This is a genomic window from Allohahella sp. A8 (assembly GCF_047946665.1).
Taxonomy (GTDB): Bacteria; Pseudomonadota; Gammaproteobacteria; order Pseudomonadales; family Oleiphilaceae; genus Allohahella.
Genome location: NZ_CP172312.1, coordinates 276,119 through 289,679 on the forward strand (window position 1 = coordinate 276,119; position 13,561 = coordinate 289,679).

Annotated in this window: 9 protein-coding genes; 3 read left to right on the forward strand and 6 right to left on the reverse strand. The window is 56.2% G+C overall.

The genetic code is table 11. From position 1 onward, the window contains the following. Positions 1 to 51: 51 nt before the first annotated feature. From cysN to ACH3PB_RS01295, 4 genes are all read right to left on the reverse strand, one after another. Positions 52 to 1,728 carry a sulfate adenylyltransferase subunit CysN gene (gene cysN, locus ACH3PB_RS01280; RefSeq protein ID WP_416397663.1) on the reverse strand — a complete coding sequence of 559 codons (1,677 nt, stop codon included), beginning with the start codon at positions 1,726 to 1,728 and terminating at the stop codon, positions 52 to 54. Between the two features lies 1 nt (position 1,729). After that, complete coding sequence (cysD, locus tag ACH3PB_RS01285) at positions 1,730 to 2,638, reverse strand: sulfate adenylyltransferase subunit CysD (RefSeq protein WP_416397665.1); 909 nt, start codon at positions 2,636 to 2,638, stop codon at positions 1,730 to 1,732. 106 nt (positions 2,639 to 2,744) lie between these two features. Beyond that, positions 2,745 to 3,167, reverse strand: a complete 423-nt coding sequence (locus tag ACH3PB_RS01290) for a PilZ domain-containing protein (protein WP_416397666.1) — start codon at positions 3,165 to 3,167, stop codon at positions 2,745 to 2,747. Positions 3,168 to 3,210: 43 nt separating this feature from the next. Then, positions 3,211 to 4,326: a DUF748 domain-containing protein gene (locus tag ACH3PB_RS01295; RefSeq protein ID WP_416397668.1), complete on the reverse strand. Its 1,116-nt coding sequence runs from the start codon at positions 4,324 to 4,326 to the stop codon at positions 3,211 to 3,213. A 287-nt stretch (positions 4,327 to 4,613) separates the two neighbouring features. Here ACH3PB_RS01295 and ACH3PB_RS01300 point away from each other — a divergent pair, with 287 nt between their 5' ends. Both ACH3PB_RS01300 and ACH3PB_RS01305 read left to right on the forward strand, forming a co-directional pair. Further along, positions 4,614 to 5,075 (forward strand): hypothetical protein, encoded by a 462-nt coding sequence (locus ACH3PB_RS01300; protein WP_416397670.1) that lies wholly within the window; start codon positions 4,614 to 4,616, stop codon positions 5,073 to 5,075. Positions 5,076 to 5,294: 219 nt separating this feature from the next. After that, positions 5,295 to 9,890, forward strand: a complete 4,596-nt coding sequence (locus tag ACH3PB_RS01305) for a CheR family methyltransferase (RefSeq protein WP_416397671.1) — start codon at positions 5,295 to 5,297, stop codon at positions 9,888 to 9,890. A gap of 1 nt (position 9,891) precedes the next feature. Here the strand turns inward: ACH3PB_RS01305 and ACH3PB_RS01310 are convergent, their stop codons facing one another. Both ACH3PB_RS01310 and ACH3PB_RS01315 read right to left on the reverse strand, forming a co-directional pair. Continuing rightward, a complete protein-coding gene (locus ACH3PB_RS01310) occupies positions 9,892 to 10,320 on the reverse strand; it encodes a secondary thiamine-phosphate synthase enzyme YjbQ (RefSeq protein WP_416397672.1) in 429 nt (142 codons plus the stop codon). A gap of 44 nt (positions 10,321 to 10,364) precedes the next feature. Continuing rightward, positions 10,365 to 11,183: an SIR2 family NAD-dependent protein deacylase gene (locus ACH3PB_RS01315; protein ID WP_416397674.1), complete on the reverse strand. Its 819-nt coding sequence runs from the start codon at positions 11,181 to 11,183 to the stop codon at positions 10,365 to 10,367. Between the two features lie 111 nt (positions 11,184 to 11,294). On the opposite strand from ACH3PB_RS01315, the gene ACH3PB_RS01320 reads away from it, so the two are divergent. Further along, complete coding sequence (locus tag ACH3PB_RS01320; protein ID WP_416397676.1) at positions 11,295 to 13,559, forward strand: putative bifunctional diguanylate cyclase/phosphodiesterase; 2,265 nt, start codon at positions 11,295 to 11,297, stop codon at positions 13,557 to 13,559. Positions 13,560 to 13,561: the final 2 nt, after the last annotated feature.

Below are 13,561 nucleotides of genomic sequence, written 5' to 3' on the forward strand. Positions count from 1 at the left end.
CTGCTATCAGAGAGATGGCGGCCATATGGCCGCCATCTCTCATATCATCGCTTAGTATTTGTGAGCAAGCCCCAGACGTTCCAGCACAGAGTCCACAACCTCAGCGATATCGTCATCGGTATCAGCGTGAATGCACAGCAAGTCCGGGGTCGCATCGTTTCCAGTCTCGAAAGCTTCCCGACTCTGGGTAATCACAATCATGTGCGCCTTCCGGGCCAGTCTTGCTGCTGAGACTGTCAGTTCTTCATCGATGGCGACGGCCATCAGGCCATGCTCAAAGAGAACCCGCTCGACAGTACAAGCCAGCTTGGCGGCGACAGGACCCTGAACCTCGATCAATAGGGATGCATGTCCCCGGCGCGCTTCGCGCTCGCTTGCAGCCACCGGCACGTCTGAAAGCCGCTCCGAGTCTGCCACTGCACTATCCACCATGCCCGCCCCGACGGTGACGTTCGTAAGCCGGTCGATGATGATGAACGCACCCATCAGGTGATTGCGCTGGTAGGGGTCGAATACAATCGGTTTGGTCAGTGCAAGTTCGCACAGCCCAATTTCATTCAGGCCGAGTTGCGAAGCATTGCTCTGCTGCAGCGTGTTGACGTCGATCTGGTGGAGTACTCGGGTAACTGAACCAAAGGTTGTAGTAGTGCCGAGTTTGATCGCGTACTGCTTGCCGGGCACGAGCGGGCTATCCGTCATCCACACGATATTCGCGTTGAGTCGGCTGCCGACGGTTGGGACATGATCCTTCTTGACCAGAACGTCACCGCGACTCACATCGATTTCGTCAGTGAGGGTAAGGGTAACCGCCTGGTTCTGGAAGGCCTCCTCGAGGTCGCCATCGTAGGTTACGATCGATTTTACACGGCTGCTTCTGCGTGATGGCAAGGCCATGATTTCATCACCAGCCCGTACGACGCCGGAGGCGATCGTGCCTGCGAAACCACGAAAATCGAGGTTTGGACGATTCACATACTGGACTGGCATGCGGAATTCGGCCAGCTGACGATCATCCGAAATGGCAACGTTCTCCAGGATGTGCATGAGCGGCTCTGCCCCAGGCAAGTCCTTGTACCAAGGCATGTTCTCAGAGAAGTCCACGACGTTGTCGCCATCCAGCGCTGAGAGCGGGATGAAGCGCAGGTCGGGAATCCGCAGCGCCCGCGAGAACGCCAGATAATCTTCGCGGATCTCGTCATAGCGCGCCTGGCTGTAGTCGACAAGATCCATTTTGTTGATGGCGACGACGACGTGGCGAATGCCGAGCAGGGACGCAATGAATGTGTGACGCCTGGTCTGGGTGAGCACACCATAGCGCGCATCGACCAGAATGATGGCCAGCTGCGCAGTCGAGGCGCCCGTGGCCATGTTGCGCGTGTACTGCTCATGCCCAGGGGTGTCGGCTATGATGAACTTGCGCTTGGCAGTCGAAAAGAAGCGATAGGCGACATCGATGGTAATACCCTGTTCGCGCTCGGCCTGCAGGCCATCCACCAGCAGCGAGAGATCAAGCTTGCCACCGGCATTCCCACTTTTGGCACTATCTTTCTTGATCGCTTCGAGCTGATCTTCATAAATCATCTTCGAATCGTGCAGAAGTCGCCCGATCAGGGTGCTCTTGCCGTCGTCAACACTACCGCAGGTCAACAGACGCAGCAGCTCCTTCTGTTCGTGCTGCTTGAGATACTCAAGAATGTCTTCGCTGATGAGTTCGGACTGGTGTGACATGCTAGAAATATCCCTCGCGCTTCTTCTGTTCCATCGAGCCGGCCGAATCGTGGTCGATCATGCGGCCTTGTCGCTCGCTGCTGGTCGTCAGCAGCATTTCCTGAATGATGTCGGTTAATGTATCTGCCTCGGACTCGACAGCACCGGTGAGCGGATAGCAGCCGAGTGTTCTGAAGCGGACCGAACGCATTTCCGGCGTCTCGCCTTCACGCAAGGGCATACGTTCATCATCGACCATGATGAGGGTGCCGTCTCGCTCGACCACAGGACGCTTCTTGGAGAAATACAGGGGGACTATCTCGATCTGCTCCAGATGGATGTACTGCCAGATGTCGAGCTCTGTCCAGTTGGAGAGCGGGAATACACGGATGCTCTCACCCTTGTTGATCTTCCCGTTGTAGAGATTCCAGAGCTCGGGACGCTGATTTTTCGGATCCCAGCTGTGGTTTTCATCCCTGAACGAGTACACCCGCTCCTTGGCACGCGACTTCTCCTCGTCACGTCGCGCGCCGCCAAAGGCTGCGTCGAACTTGTATTTGTTCAGGGCCTGCTTGAGTGCCTGAGTCTTCATGATATCCGTATGCTTCGAGCTGCCGTGCGTAAACGGCCCCACGCCCTGTGCAACACCCTCCTGATTGATGTGGACGATCAGGTCAAGGCTATGCTCTTTCGCCATCCGATCACGGAATTCAATCATTTCCCTGAATTTCCAGGTGGTATCCACGTGCAGTAGGGGAAACGGCAGCTTGCCCGGGAAAAAGGCCTTGCGGGCGAGATGCAACATCACGGAAGAATCCTTCCCGATGGAGTACATCATCACGGGTCGCTCGAATTCGGCAGCGACCTCGCGAATGATGTGTATGCTCTCAGCCTCAAGTTGCTTGAGGTGAGTCAGAGTGTGTTCAGACATGTAGTGCGCGTCTCCCCGGAAAGAATTTCGCCAGTTTGGAATGCGCGTACTATAGGAAATCAGGAAATTATAAGAAAGCTCTATTCTATACCGCTTTGTTATAGTCTTATGGTCTGCGCCCCTTCTTTGCCTCTATGAACTCGTCAAGGAGGTCCTGTTGCTCCGTGGTCAGGCGCAGGTAGCTGAGACCAACGTGGTATTCGTCGCGCGACTGTCGGCATGTATGCGCCACTACAGCTGCAATGCGGAATGCCGCTTCGGCACTGTCTGGGGGTACAAACGTGCTGCCACGCGCCAGTTCCCGTAGATCGAATTCGATCTCCAGTGTGGTCGGTTCATGGCGGATCATCGTTTTCTGGTCGGCCGATAACAGGTCTGCCAGCTCGCGTTCGCAGGACACCATGACTCCGGCCCGGGAAATATTTCTGATCTGGACTTTCGCAGGTGTTTCGAGCCTAAGCACGGCTGGGCAGGCGGCAGGGACACGCAGGTGGTGGCGCAGGTTCTGCCTTGATGTTGTGGTCGACATAAAACGGTCTCTTATAAATTTTTGTACAGCCTGTGGTGGCCCGTCACTCTTCCGGTTCTTTCTGTTTCTCGCCTTCTTTTTCGTCATCGCCCACATCATCGAGCGAAACGCTGCCTTCGAGTGAGGACTCGTAGGTTTCGATAAAGGCATTCTTGATGATGCCAATGACTGCGGTGACGACGCCGACGTCAGGGTTATCGATCCGGCCCTCAATAGGCACGCGGGTCGCGATACGATCTTTGCGCCCCTCTTCAAAGATAGCTGAAAATAAGCCAGTGATGGATTCGCCGACTACCGTCAGGAGTCCATCATCGTCACGTTTGACATCCTCCCGCCACTTGAAGACCTCGGCTTCCTTGAGCGCAGGGGTGATGTAACCCGCAATTTCGCCGTCTTCCGCCGCGAGTTCGCTAGTGAGGCTGAAGCGTCCACCCTCCAGGTCGAAAGGCGCATAGGCCTTGATGAGATCATCCAGTTTGGTGACTGATAGCTCGTCCATCTTGAGGTTCAGGTCGAACAGCGGCTGCTCGGCGTAAGGGTTCATCTTCAGCTTCAGATCGACAGGTGCATCAGCCATGAAGAGTGCCTTGGCGTCCAGATTAGCCACCAGGCTTGAAGAAAGATCCTCCGAATTCGTCAAGTTGGTCGCGATCATGTTGATTTCGTTGAGATAAACGTCTACTGGCGGCTCGCTGTTGAAATTCCTGAAGTGCACTTCACCATTCACGACTTCGAGCTGTTCGATGTTGAACGGCGTGATGGATTCGAGGACCTCTGTCCAGGATTGGTCTTCGCCGGTCTGTCCCTCTGCCTTCTCCCCGCCATCGACGATATTGATTTCCGGGTTGAGAAAGTACACTTCGCTCACCAGTGAACCGCGGAAAAGTGCACCCCACAGAATTGACACATCAACCTCATCAGCACTGAAAAGCGGTGTAGGCACCTCACCATCCGTTTTGACGATGTCGATGCCCTGGATCATGAAGGCGCCGCGGTATAGCGAAAGGTCCAGGTCATCGATATGGCCACTGAAGCCCTCTATTCCATCAAGCGTCTTGTTGACATACCGCAGGATGGCATAGGGCATCGCAAGTCGAATGATGACAAGCAGAATGATGAGCGCAGGTAGCCAGCGAGTCAGCAGATGGCTTTTATTCATATGAACTATCTCCAGTTTCAGTCTATTAGCCCATCAAGGCCAGCCGCAGCAGCTGGATTGAAAGTGATAACAATTACAAAGCGTGGCTCTGCAATTGGCCGATTTACAAAAATTCAGGGCCGTCAATACACGCTTCCAGCCACTTGTCTGGCCTGTGAAAATAGGCCTGGAAGCTTCGAGCCCTGCAGAATCGCCGCTTCGCGGATTGTTAAGGCTGATTCACGGCAGGTTGGCCCGAATTATGCGACCCGAGACAGACCGATACGCAGAAAAAGGAAAAGACGACGATGACTTACAAAGAAACAATGAACGACGTCAAAGAGAAGATCAGTGATGTGACTCATCAGTTATCCGAGGAATACGAGGAGCGGGCACCTGAGCTCAGGGAAAGAGGGCGTGAACTGGTCGGTCGTACGCGAGAGTTTGTTCAGGCGCCGCCTACAGCGCTTGTGATTGGTGGTGCAGTTGCCGGCGCGGCAGCAGCGATGCTGGTCTGGGCAGTGATGCACCGTGATAGCAGCAGCCGCAACAGCAGCCGATACGGCACCATGCGAAGCAGCAGTCTGAGAGGCAATACGACGACACAGCGCACGCCACGTCAGTATGCGGGCACCAGTTCTTCGGCCGATCCACGGAATGAGACCCGTGCTGCAGGCACTGCCAGCAAGTTGACGCCCACAACCTACAGGCCGTCTGACGAGCGCAGTTCCGGTTCCTATAATGCGACCAGAACAGAAGCTGACATATAGGTTGCCATAGCCACTCCCGGGCTGACCGGGAGTGTGGCTTTGATCCGCCGGAAAAAAGGACATTCACTGGAGACACTACGTGCTTTGGTGAATGTCTTTTCGTGTTTCAGCAGGGCGGGCATCCAGGTGTCACTTCGGTCATACGACCAACAAGCGATTGTTAAAGCTGTATAGCGCCTTTATGCTGATAATTTCCAGCGCCATTTCTGTGATCCCTTAATGACTAATAATTTCCGGAACGACGATAGCAGCACCGCTCGACAGCATCAGAATGAAGCGCTGGAAACATCCGAGTCCGATACGATTGTCCAAGCCTCTCCCGAGCCGACGGAGAGCGGAGCGTATGGGCCGCCAATCGTTGGCATAGGCGCTTCTGCGGGTGGGCTGGCGGCGCTGAAAATCCTGCTGGGTACCATTCCACTCGATAGCGGTGTTGCTTTTGTGGTCGTCGTCCATCTATCGCCAGACTACGAGAGTCATTTGTCCTCGCTCCTCCAGGTCAAGGCGGAGATCCCGGTACAGCAGGTGCAGGGTGAGGTCAAGGTGGAGCCAAACACTGTCTACGTCATTCCACCCGGCCAGAATCTCAGCAGTATCGATAGCCATCTGCGTTTGACCAAACTCGAATCCGAGCGGCGGGCACGGGCGCCTGTCGACCACTTTTTTCGAACGCTGTCCAAGTCGCATGATGGAAATTCGGCGGCCATTATCCTGACGGGCACCGGGTCTGATGGCACGCTGGGTATCCAGGAGGTCAAGCAGAAAGGCGGTCTCACCATCGTCCAGGATCCTGTGGAAGCCGAGTTCGACGGCATGCCCCGCAGCGCCATCAATACGGGCATCATCGATATCGTGCTGCCACTTGACGAGATGGTGGCGTACGTTCTGCGCTTTCTCAAGACGAGTCCAAGGTTGCCGGCGGCCGAAGATGAGCCTGACTCAGCCCGGCCCCTGCTGAAGACGATCCTGTCGGTTGTCCGGGCCCGGGAGGGCAGGGACTTTTCCCGGTACAAGCAGTCGACCATCATGCGCCGCATCCGCCGCCGCATGCAGCTGGCTCATCTTGAAGAGCTGAGCGACTATCTCGAGCTTCTACAGACGACTCCGGAAGAGGTGGTCGAGCTGGTAAATGACTTCTCCATCACCGTGACCAGTTTCTTCAGAGACCCTGAGGTCTTCGACGAGCTGGCACAGAAAGTCATTCCCAGGCTGTTCGCAAACGCCTTCGAGGACGAGTCGATTAGGATATGGTCGATAGGGTGTTCGACCGGCGAGGAAGCCTATACGCTGGCGATGCTGATGCTGGAGCATGCCGAGGATACCCAGTCCGACAGGGCGATTCAGATTTTTGCCTCGGATATGCACGAACATTCTCTCAAGCGCGCCCGCGAAGGCCTGTATCCCGGCGATATCGAGACTGATGTGAGCCAAGAACGGCTGGAGCGATTCTTCAGGAAGGAAAACGGCGCCTATCGTGTAAAGAAGGAAGTTCGTGATCTGGTCGTTTTCTCACCGCATAATTTCCTGTCAGATCCGCCGTTCTCACGCATGAATCTGATTGTCTGCCGCAATGTGTTGATCTATCTCCAGCGCACCCTTCAACCTGACATCATCGAGCTGTTCCACTACTCGTTGAAAGCCCCGGGTTATCTGCTCCTCGGCACTGCGGAGACCGTTACTCAATCTCACCTGTTCGTGCCGGAAAACAAGACGAATGGTTTGTATGCCAGACGCAATGTACCCGTCTCGGAGCCGCGCCTGCCCGTGTTTCCATTTACCAGAACGCGGCACAAGGACGATGATCAGCCGAAGGCGCCAGCTCCTGTGCCATCCTACGGCGCCCTGCACCACCGTATGGTAGAGCGATACGCGCCGCCGAGCGTCCTGGTCAATTCCGACAACCGGATGGTTCATCTATCCCGGCGCGCCGGCCGGTACATGATGCATCCGGGGGGTGTGCCGACCACAAATATCTTCAAGCTGGTTCGCGAAGAGCTACAGGTCGAACTCAATGCCGCGCTGCAGGGGGCCCTGGGGGGAGAAGAGCCCTGCGTCTCCAGACCCGTGCCGCTGAGAATAGATGGAGAGCTGCGCGAGGTGACAGTGTATGCGCGTCGTGGCAGCGGTGACGAGGATGACGACTATGTCCTCATTGTCTTTGACGAACGCGACCCGGCGCTGCTTCAGGTTGACGCCGAGGCGCAGGATGGCACCTCCGCGGCGGCAAGCCGGGAACTCGAGCTCGAGCTGGAGCTTACCAAGCGTCGCCTCCAGGCAGCAATCGATGAATACGAAACCGGTCAGGAGGAAATGCGGGCTTCAAACGAGGAGCTGCAGTCTGCCAATGAGGAGCTGAGGTCGACGCTTGAAGAGCTGGAGACCTCCAAAGAGGAGCTGCAGTCGATCAATGAAGAGCTGCAAACGGCAAATCAGGAGAACAGACACCGGGTAGCGGAACTGAGTCAGCTGTCTGATGACCTGCAGCACCTTATGGCTGCCACCCATATTGCCACGCTGTTTCTCGACCGGAAGTTGCGCATCTTGCGGTTTACACCCCAGATAGGAGAACTGTTCAACCTGCGGACGGTCGACAAGGGACGCCCGCTATCCGACCTTACACATCGACTGAACTATGATCGACTGATGCAGGACGCCGAGGGCGTGCTCAAGGATCTCATTCCCAGCGAGCGAGAGGTCCGCGACAGCCAGGACAACTGGTACCTGGCACGCATGCGACCCTACCGTACTGCTGATGATCGTATCGAGGGCGTCGTGCTGACCTTCTTCGACATCAGTGACCACAAGCAAGCGGAGCTGGCCCTGCGCAAGAGCGAAGAGCGCTACAGAACCTTGTTCGAATCGATGGACGAAGCGTTCTGCGTGGTCGAGAAAGCAGATGAGAATGATCCGGCCCTGACCATCGTCGCTGCGAACTCTGCCTTCCACCGGCTTACCAATTCCACAGTGCTCGTGGGGCGCCGTATCCATGAGGCGACGCCCAAGCTACTGCCTTTCTGGCAGAATGTGTTCGATCGGCTTGGCAGTAGCCAGGAAGCCGCGAGATACCAATGCCCGCGTTCCGTATTCGGCCGCGCTGTCGAAGCACACGCGTTCCGTCTGCCGAGCAGTCATGATGACGCTCATGTGGCTGTTCTGCTCGCTGATATTGACGATCATAAGCGGGTCGAGGAGGCGCTTCGAGAGGCTGGCCTGCGAGACGCTTTCCGGGTCGAACTGGCGGATGCGCTTCGGGTGTCGAGCGAAATCGAGATCACGAGCTGTCGTTTGCTGAGAGAGTACTTGCAGGTCGACAGAGTGCTTTTCGAGAGCGTGGTGCCAAACGAGTCCGTCGAGAAGTATGAGTGCAGCACGGAGGGGCATACCATTGCCGATGACTTCCGGCCGTGGGGCAGGACTGCAGATCTTCCTGAGTGTTTTGAAGCTGGCAGAATCATCAGTGTCGATGATCTGTCATCGACGGAGACGCTATCCAGCGAACAACAGTCAGAATGCCGGAAGGCCGGTGTACAGTCGTTTGTGACAGCCTTCGTACACGTTGACAGTAATATTCCAGCAGCTCTGACGGTGCTGAGTGCGACGGCGAGAAACTGGAGCAGTGCCGAGCGTGCTCTGGTGAAGGAAGTTGCCGAACGGACCCGCGATGCCATCGAGAGAATGCTGGCTGAGGAAGCCGTGTACGAACGTGAGCAGCAACTGCAGGGTGTGGATGAACGGAAAAATGAATTTCTCGCGGTGCTGTCTCACGAGTTGAGAAATCCGCTGGCGCCGATTCAGAACGCTGTTCAGATCATTGAAAATTCGAAAACTGACAGTAGCGCTGCCAGGGATGCGCTGGCAATTCTGAAGCGTCAGGCGGGGCAAATGGCCCGTCTGATCGACGATCTGCTCGATCTGACCCGTATTGCCCGCGGCAAGATCCAGATCAATAAACAGAAGCTCGAACTGAACGAACTCGCTGTCTCCACAGTCAGAGATCATCAGAGTCTGTTCGAGGATAAGAAGATTCACCTGGAGTTCTCTCCTGCAGATGTCGAGCTCTGGATCACGGGTGATGACAATCGGCTGTCTCAGGGTATCGGGAATCTGTTGCAGAATTGCGTCAAGTTCACGCCTGTCGGTGGCGTCACCACGGTATCGCTACGGAAAGATGGCTCGGAAGCTGTGCTGACCGTAACGGATTCTGGCATCGGCATGAGCCCCGATTTGCTCAACCGTCTGTTCCAGCCATTCTCACAGGGGCCGGCCGCGCTGGATCGCTCCAATGGGGGGCTCGGGCTGGGATTAGCGCTCAGCCGGCGGTTCATCGACCTGCACAGCGGCAGTATTACCGCCAGCAGCAAGGGTCCTGGCGAGGGTGCCGAGTTCATCATAAGGTTGGCTTTAGTGGACGCGCCAGCGGTGAAGGTTCCTAAACCAGAGAAGGCAGCGGTATCGAAAGTTCGTCGAATCCTGATCATTGAAGACAATGTCGATTCGGGATGCACCATGCGCGACTTGCTGCAGCTGAGCGGCCATGAGGTCGAAATCGTTCATGAAGGCCAGCAGGGCCTGGAAAAGGCCAAAGACACTCATCCGGACGTTATTCTATGTGATATTGGTTTACCTGGCATGGACGGTTATGAGGTGGCGCGCCAGGTGAGATCGGACGAGAGCCTGAATGATACGGTGCTCATCGCGCTTAGTGGCTACGCCATGCCCGAGGACCTGGAGCGCGCCTTTGCAGCGGGCTTCGATCATCATCTGGCGAAGCCAGCCAACCTGCAGAAGCTCAGCAGCATCCTCGATATCGACTAACTCATAGCGCCTCATTGCCGTTCAGCGTAAGGACGAGCCTGCGGCTGCTACCATGGTCACGGTGCTCGCAGAGATAGACGCCTTGCCAGGTGCCAAGCCTGAGCTGCCCATCCGAAACGGGGAGCAGAACGCTACTGCCCAGCAAGCTCGATTTCAGATGTGCAGGCATGTCGTCGGGTCCTTCGTCCCGATGCTGATAATAGGGCTCGTTCTCCGGAACCGCACGGTTGAAGAAGCGTTCGAAGTCGCCACGTACACTGGCATCGGCATTCTCATTCACCGTGAGTGACGCAGACGTATGCAGGATAAAGACATGCAGGAGGCCGGTTACTACATCCTGCATTTCTGGCAGGCCTCGCTCTATCTCATCCGTAATGAGATGAAAGCCTCGCGACCGTGGCTTGAGTGACAGCTCTTTCTGTATCCACATGGGTGGCCTCTCCGTAAACCATGGAAAATGGATCTGCCCGGACATCACGTGTGTCGCCTGGCCACGGCTTCAAGCAAGGCGGGCAGAACAGTGCCGGCCTTGCCACGTAGGCTGATGGTGGCTCGATCGTCCAGCGCAGTGACTTCGGGGTTGACCTGTATGACCCGCCCTCCAGCATCGAGCACGATGCCCGGCAAGTGCGCCGCTGGATAGACCAGTGAGGATGTGCCTACGCACAGCAGCACGTCGCACTGCCTTGCTGCAGTCTCGGCGGCTTCCCATGCCTTAGCTGGCAATAGTTCACCAAACCACACAACCGAGGGCCGAACGTACGCGCCGCAATGCTGGCAGCAGGGTGGGAGCTCGTCCTTTGCAGGCTGCTCGTGTCTGGGGACATCAGCAGCTGGCTCTGGCGCTGAAATGTACGGCGCCTCGCATTCGAAGCAGTGCGAAGCGTCGAGCTTACCATGCAGGTGGATGACATCCGTGCTGCCTGCGCGCTCGTGCAGGTCATCCACGTTCTGCGTCACTATGGCAAAATTGCCAAGCCTGCACGCCAGTTCGACCAGCGCCAGATGGCCCGCATTGGGGGCAACCTTGCGCAGATCGCGGCGACGCTGCTGGTACCATTGCCAGACCAGGCCTGGATTGCGCTCAAACGCTTCAGGTGTGGCCAGCTCCTCGGGTTTGAACTTTGCCCATAGACCAGCCTGAACGTCACGAAAAGTTGGTATCCCGCTCTCGGCTGAGATGCCCGCACCAGTCAGCACAAACAATCGACTGCCAAGGAGCATGTCCGCTGCCCCTTCGAGAGCAGAGTGCCTGGACTGAGCGTCGTCAGAGTGATTTCCAGCGTCCATCATGTTCCATACGTGTCTGATTTGGCTTAAGATGATCAATCATATTCGATGCCGGCGCTGATATCGTTAGTCTGTACAGCAGTTCGATGGAACCCTTCTTCAGGATTGCTCGCCGTGAACGCTATCAGCTATGCCGCGCTGCTCGAAGCGCAGCAGTCAGTCATCGAAAAAATCGCGCTCGGCAACGACCTTCCCAGCTGTCTCGATTTCATCTGCCGCCGAATCGAATCGATCATTGACTCGCCGCTAGTCAGAAGTTCCATCATGATATTGCATGGGGACACACTCTCCCATGCTGCCGCACCCTCCTTGCCTGATAGCTACTGTAGCGCTGTGGACGGATTGTCCATCGGCCCTGGCATGGGCTCATGTGGCACGGCTGCCTATACCGGCGATCAGATCATAGTGAGTGACATCGCTCAGGATCCGCTCTGGAAAGATTTTCGTGACCTTGCGATGGGGCATGGCCTTCATGCGTGCTGGTCTACGCCGATTCGAGCATCGGATGATACGGTCATCGGCAGCTTTGGTATCTATTATCTCACACCCAAGCTGCCGGATCCTTTTCATCTCGAACTCATTGATCGCTTCAGCCGTCTTTCGAGTCTCGCCATAGAAACTGATAGAGCCAGGCAGCGTGAAGCGCAACTGAGTCATCGTCTTGCGCAGGCCAAGGGGAAGCTTGAGGCCTTTATCGAAGTCATGCCTGATATTGCCCTTATCATTGATGAGGCCGGCGTCTGTGTCGACATATACGGCGCGGATACACACCTCCTGGTCAAATCGCCTTCTGAAATGAAGGGGCATACGATGCAGAGTCTGTTGCCGGCGGAGCATGCAGAGTGCTTCATGAAGGTAGTGAAGACTGCGCTGTCCTCACCGGGTGTGCAGCTCCACGAATATACGCTGACTGTCCAGGGTGGGCTCAGAGTATTCGAAGCCAGGGTAGTGCGCCTGGAGGGTTATCTGGAAGAAAAGCCAGAGGCTCCACACGTGCTTTGGCTGGCACGAGATATAACGGCCAGGAAGAGGGCTGATGAACAGATTGAGCAGCTCGCCTTTTATGACCCGCTGACGTCTCTGCCGAACCGCCGCCTGCTGAAAGATCGATTGCAGTCGGCCCTCGATCGCGCCGGACGTCACCACGAGTACAGCGCCCTCCTGTTCCTGGATCTCGACGGCTTCAAGCGCATCAACGACGCCCTTGGTCATGCTGTGGGGGACCAACTGCTGTGTGCTGTCGTGACGCGACTGAAATCCTTGCTGAGGGAGGCCGACACGCTTTCCCGTCTTGGCGGTGACGAGTTCATCATTCTGCCGGATCTGTCGGACAGGGACGCTGGTGAAGTTGCTGATGAGGTCGCAAGCCTGGCATCAAAGATTCTCCGGGCCTTCGACGAGACCTTTCAGCTCGAGGGCAATATGTATCATATTGGGGTGAGCATAGGGATCAGTCTCATTGATGACGCCCACCGTACGGCCGACCGGATCATACAGCACGCTGACACGGCCATGTATCAGGCCAAGAAGCTCGGTGGCTCATGTATGGTGTTTTTTGAACCTGAGCTACAAACGGCAGCCGATGAGCGAATACAACTCGAGAGAGAACTCGGCTCAGGCATCGCCAATGGACAGTTTCAGGCTTACTTCCAGCCCCAGTTCAACCTTACGGGTTCGCACATAGGGGCCGAGGCGCTTATTCGCTGGCAGCACCCGACTCGGGGCCTGGTGCTGCCGGATGAGTTCATTCCATTTGCAGTCCAGTCTGACTTCATCCATAAGCTGCATACCCTCATGCTGAAACAGGTTTGTGAAGTGCTGGTGCAGTTGGAGAGGCTTCATGTCCTGCCGGCAGGGTTTACCATTGCGGTAAATATTTGCCCACGCCAGTTCCGTGATCATCGGCTGCAGGATGAGCTCGCGAAAACGCTCGAGATCTACGGCGTGCCGCCAGCACAGATTAAACTCGAAATCACTGAAAGCCTGATGGTGGATGCGCTGCAGGACGCCGCCGATCAGTTAAGTCGTCTGCGGGCGATGGGCTGCAAGGTCTCGCTGGATGATTTTGGAACAGGGTACTCGTCGCTTAGCTATCTTCAGCATTTTCCGCTCGACGAGCTCAAGATCGACAAGAGTTTTGTGCACGCCATGCATGGCGGCGTCGGCGGAACCGCCATAGTGGATGCTGTAATCGCGTTAGCTAACCAGTTCGGTTTTTCCGTGATTGCAGAAGGCGTCGAAAGCGTGGAGCAAGTCCAGCTCTTGAACCAAAAGCCTATTAATGGCCTCCAGGGCTTCCAGACCTGTCGTCCACTGCCGGCTGATGCCTTCATCGCCACGGTAGTGAAGGGCAACGAGCATAAGGCCACACTGCTGTGATC

What these genes read in the sequence shown, in the direction of transcription:
- ACH3PB_RS01305 (WP_416397671.1), top strand. Translation starts at nt 5,295, where the DNA reads ATGACTAATAATTTCCGGAACGACGATAGCAGCACCGCTCGACAGCAT.
- ACH3PB_RS01295 (WP_416397668.1), bottom strand. Translation starts at nt 4,326, where the DNA reads ATGAATAAAAGCCATCTGCTGACTCGCTGGCTACCTGCGCTCATCATT.
- cysN (WP_416397663.1), bottom strand. Translation starts at nt 1,728, where the DNA reads ATGTCACACCAGTCCGAACTCATCAGCGAAGACATTCTTGAGTATCTC.
- cysD (WP_416397665.1), bottom strand. Translation starts at nt 2,638, where the DNA reads ATGTCTGAACACACTCTGACTCACCTCAAGCAACTTGAGGCTGAGAGC.
- ACH3PB_RS01290 (WP_416397666.1), bottom strand. Translation starts at nt 3,167, where the DNA reads ATGTCGACCACAACATCAAGGCAGAACCTGCGCCACCACCTGCGTGTC.
- ACH3PB_RS01310 (WP_416397672.1), bottom strand. Translation starts at nt 10,320, where the DNA reads ATGTGGATACAGAAAGAGCTGTCACTCAAGCCACGGTCGCGAGGCTTT.
- ACH3PB_RS01315 (WP_416397674.1), bottom strand. Translation starts at nt 11,183, where the DNA reads ATGATGGACGCTGGAAATCACTCTGACGACGCTCAGTCCAGGCACTCT.
- ACH3PB_RS01300 (WP_416397670.1), top strand. Translation starts at nt 4,614, where the DNA reads ATGACTTACAAAGAAACAATGAACGACGTCAAAGAGAAGATCAGTGAT.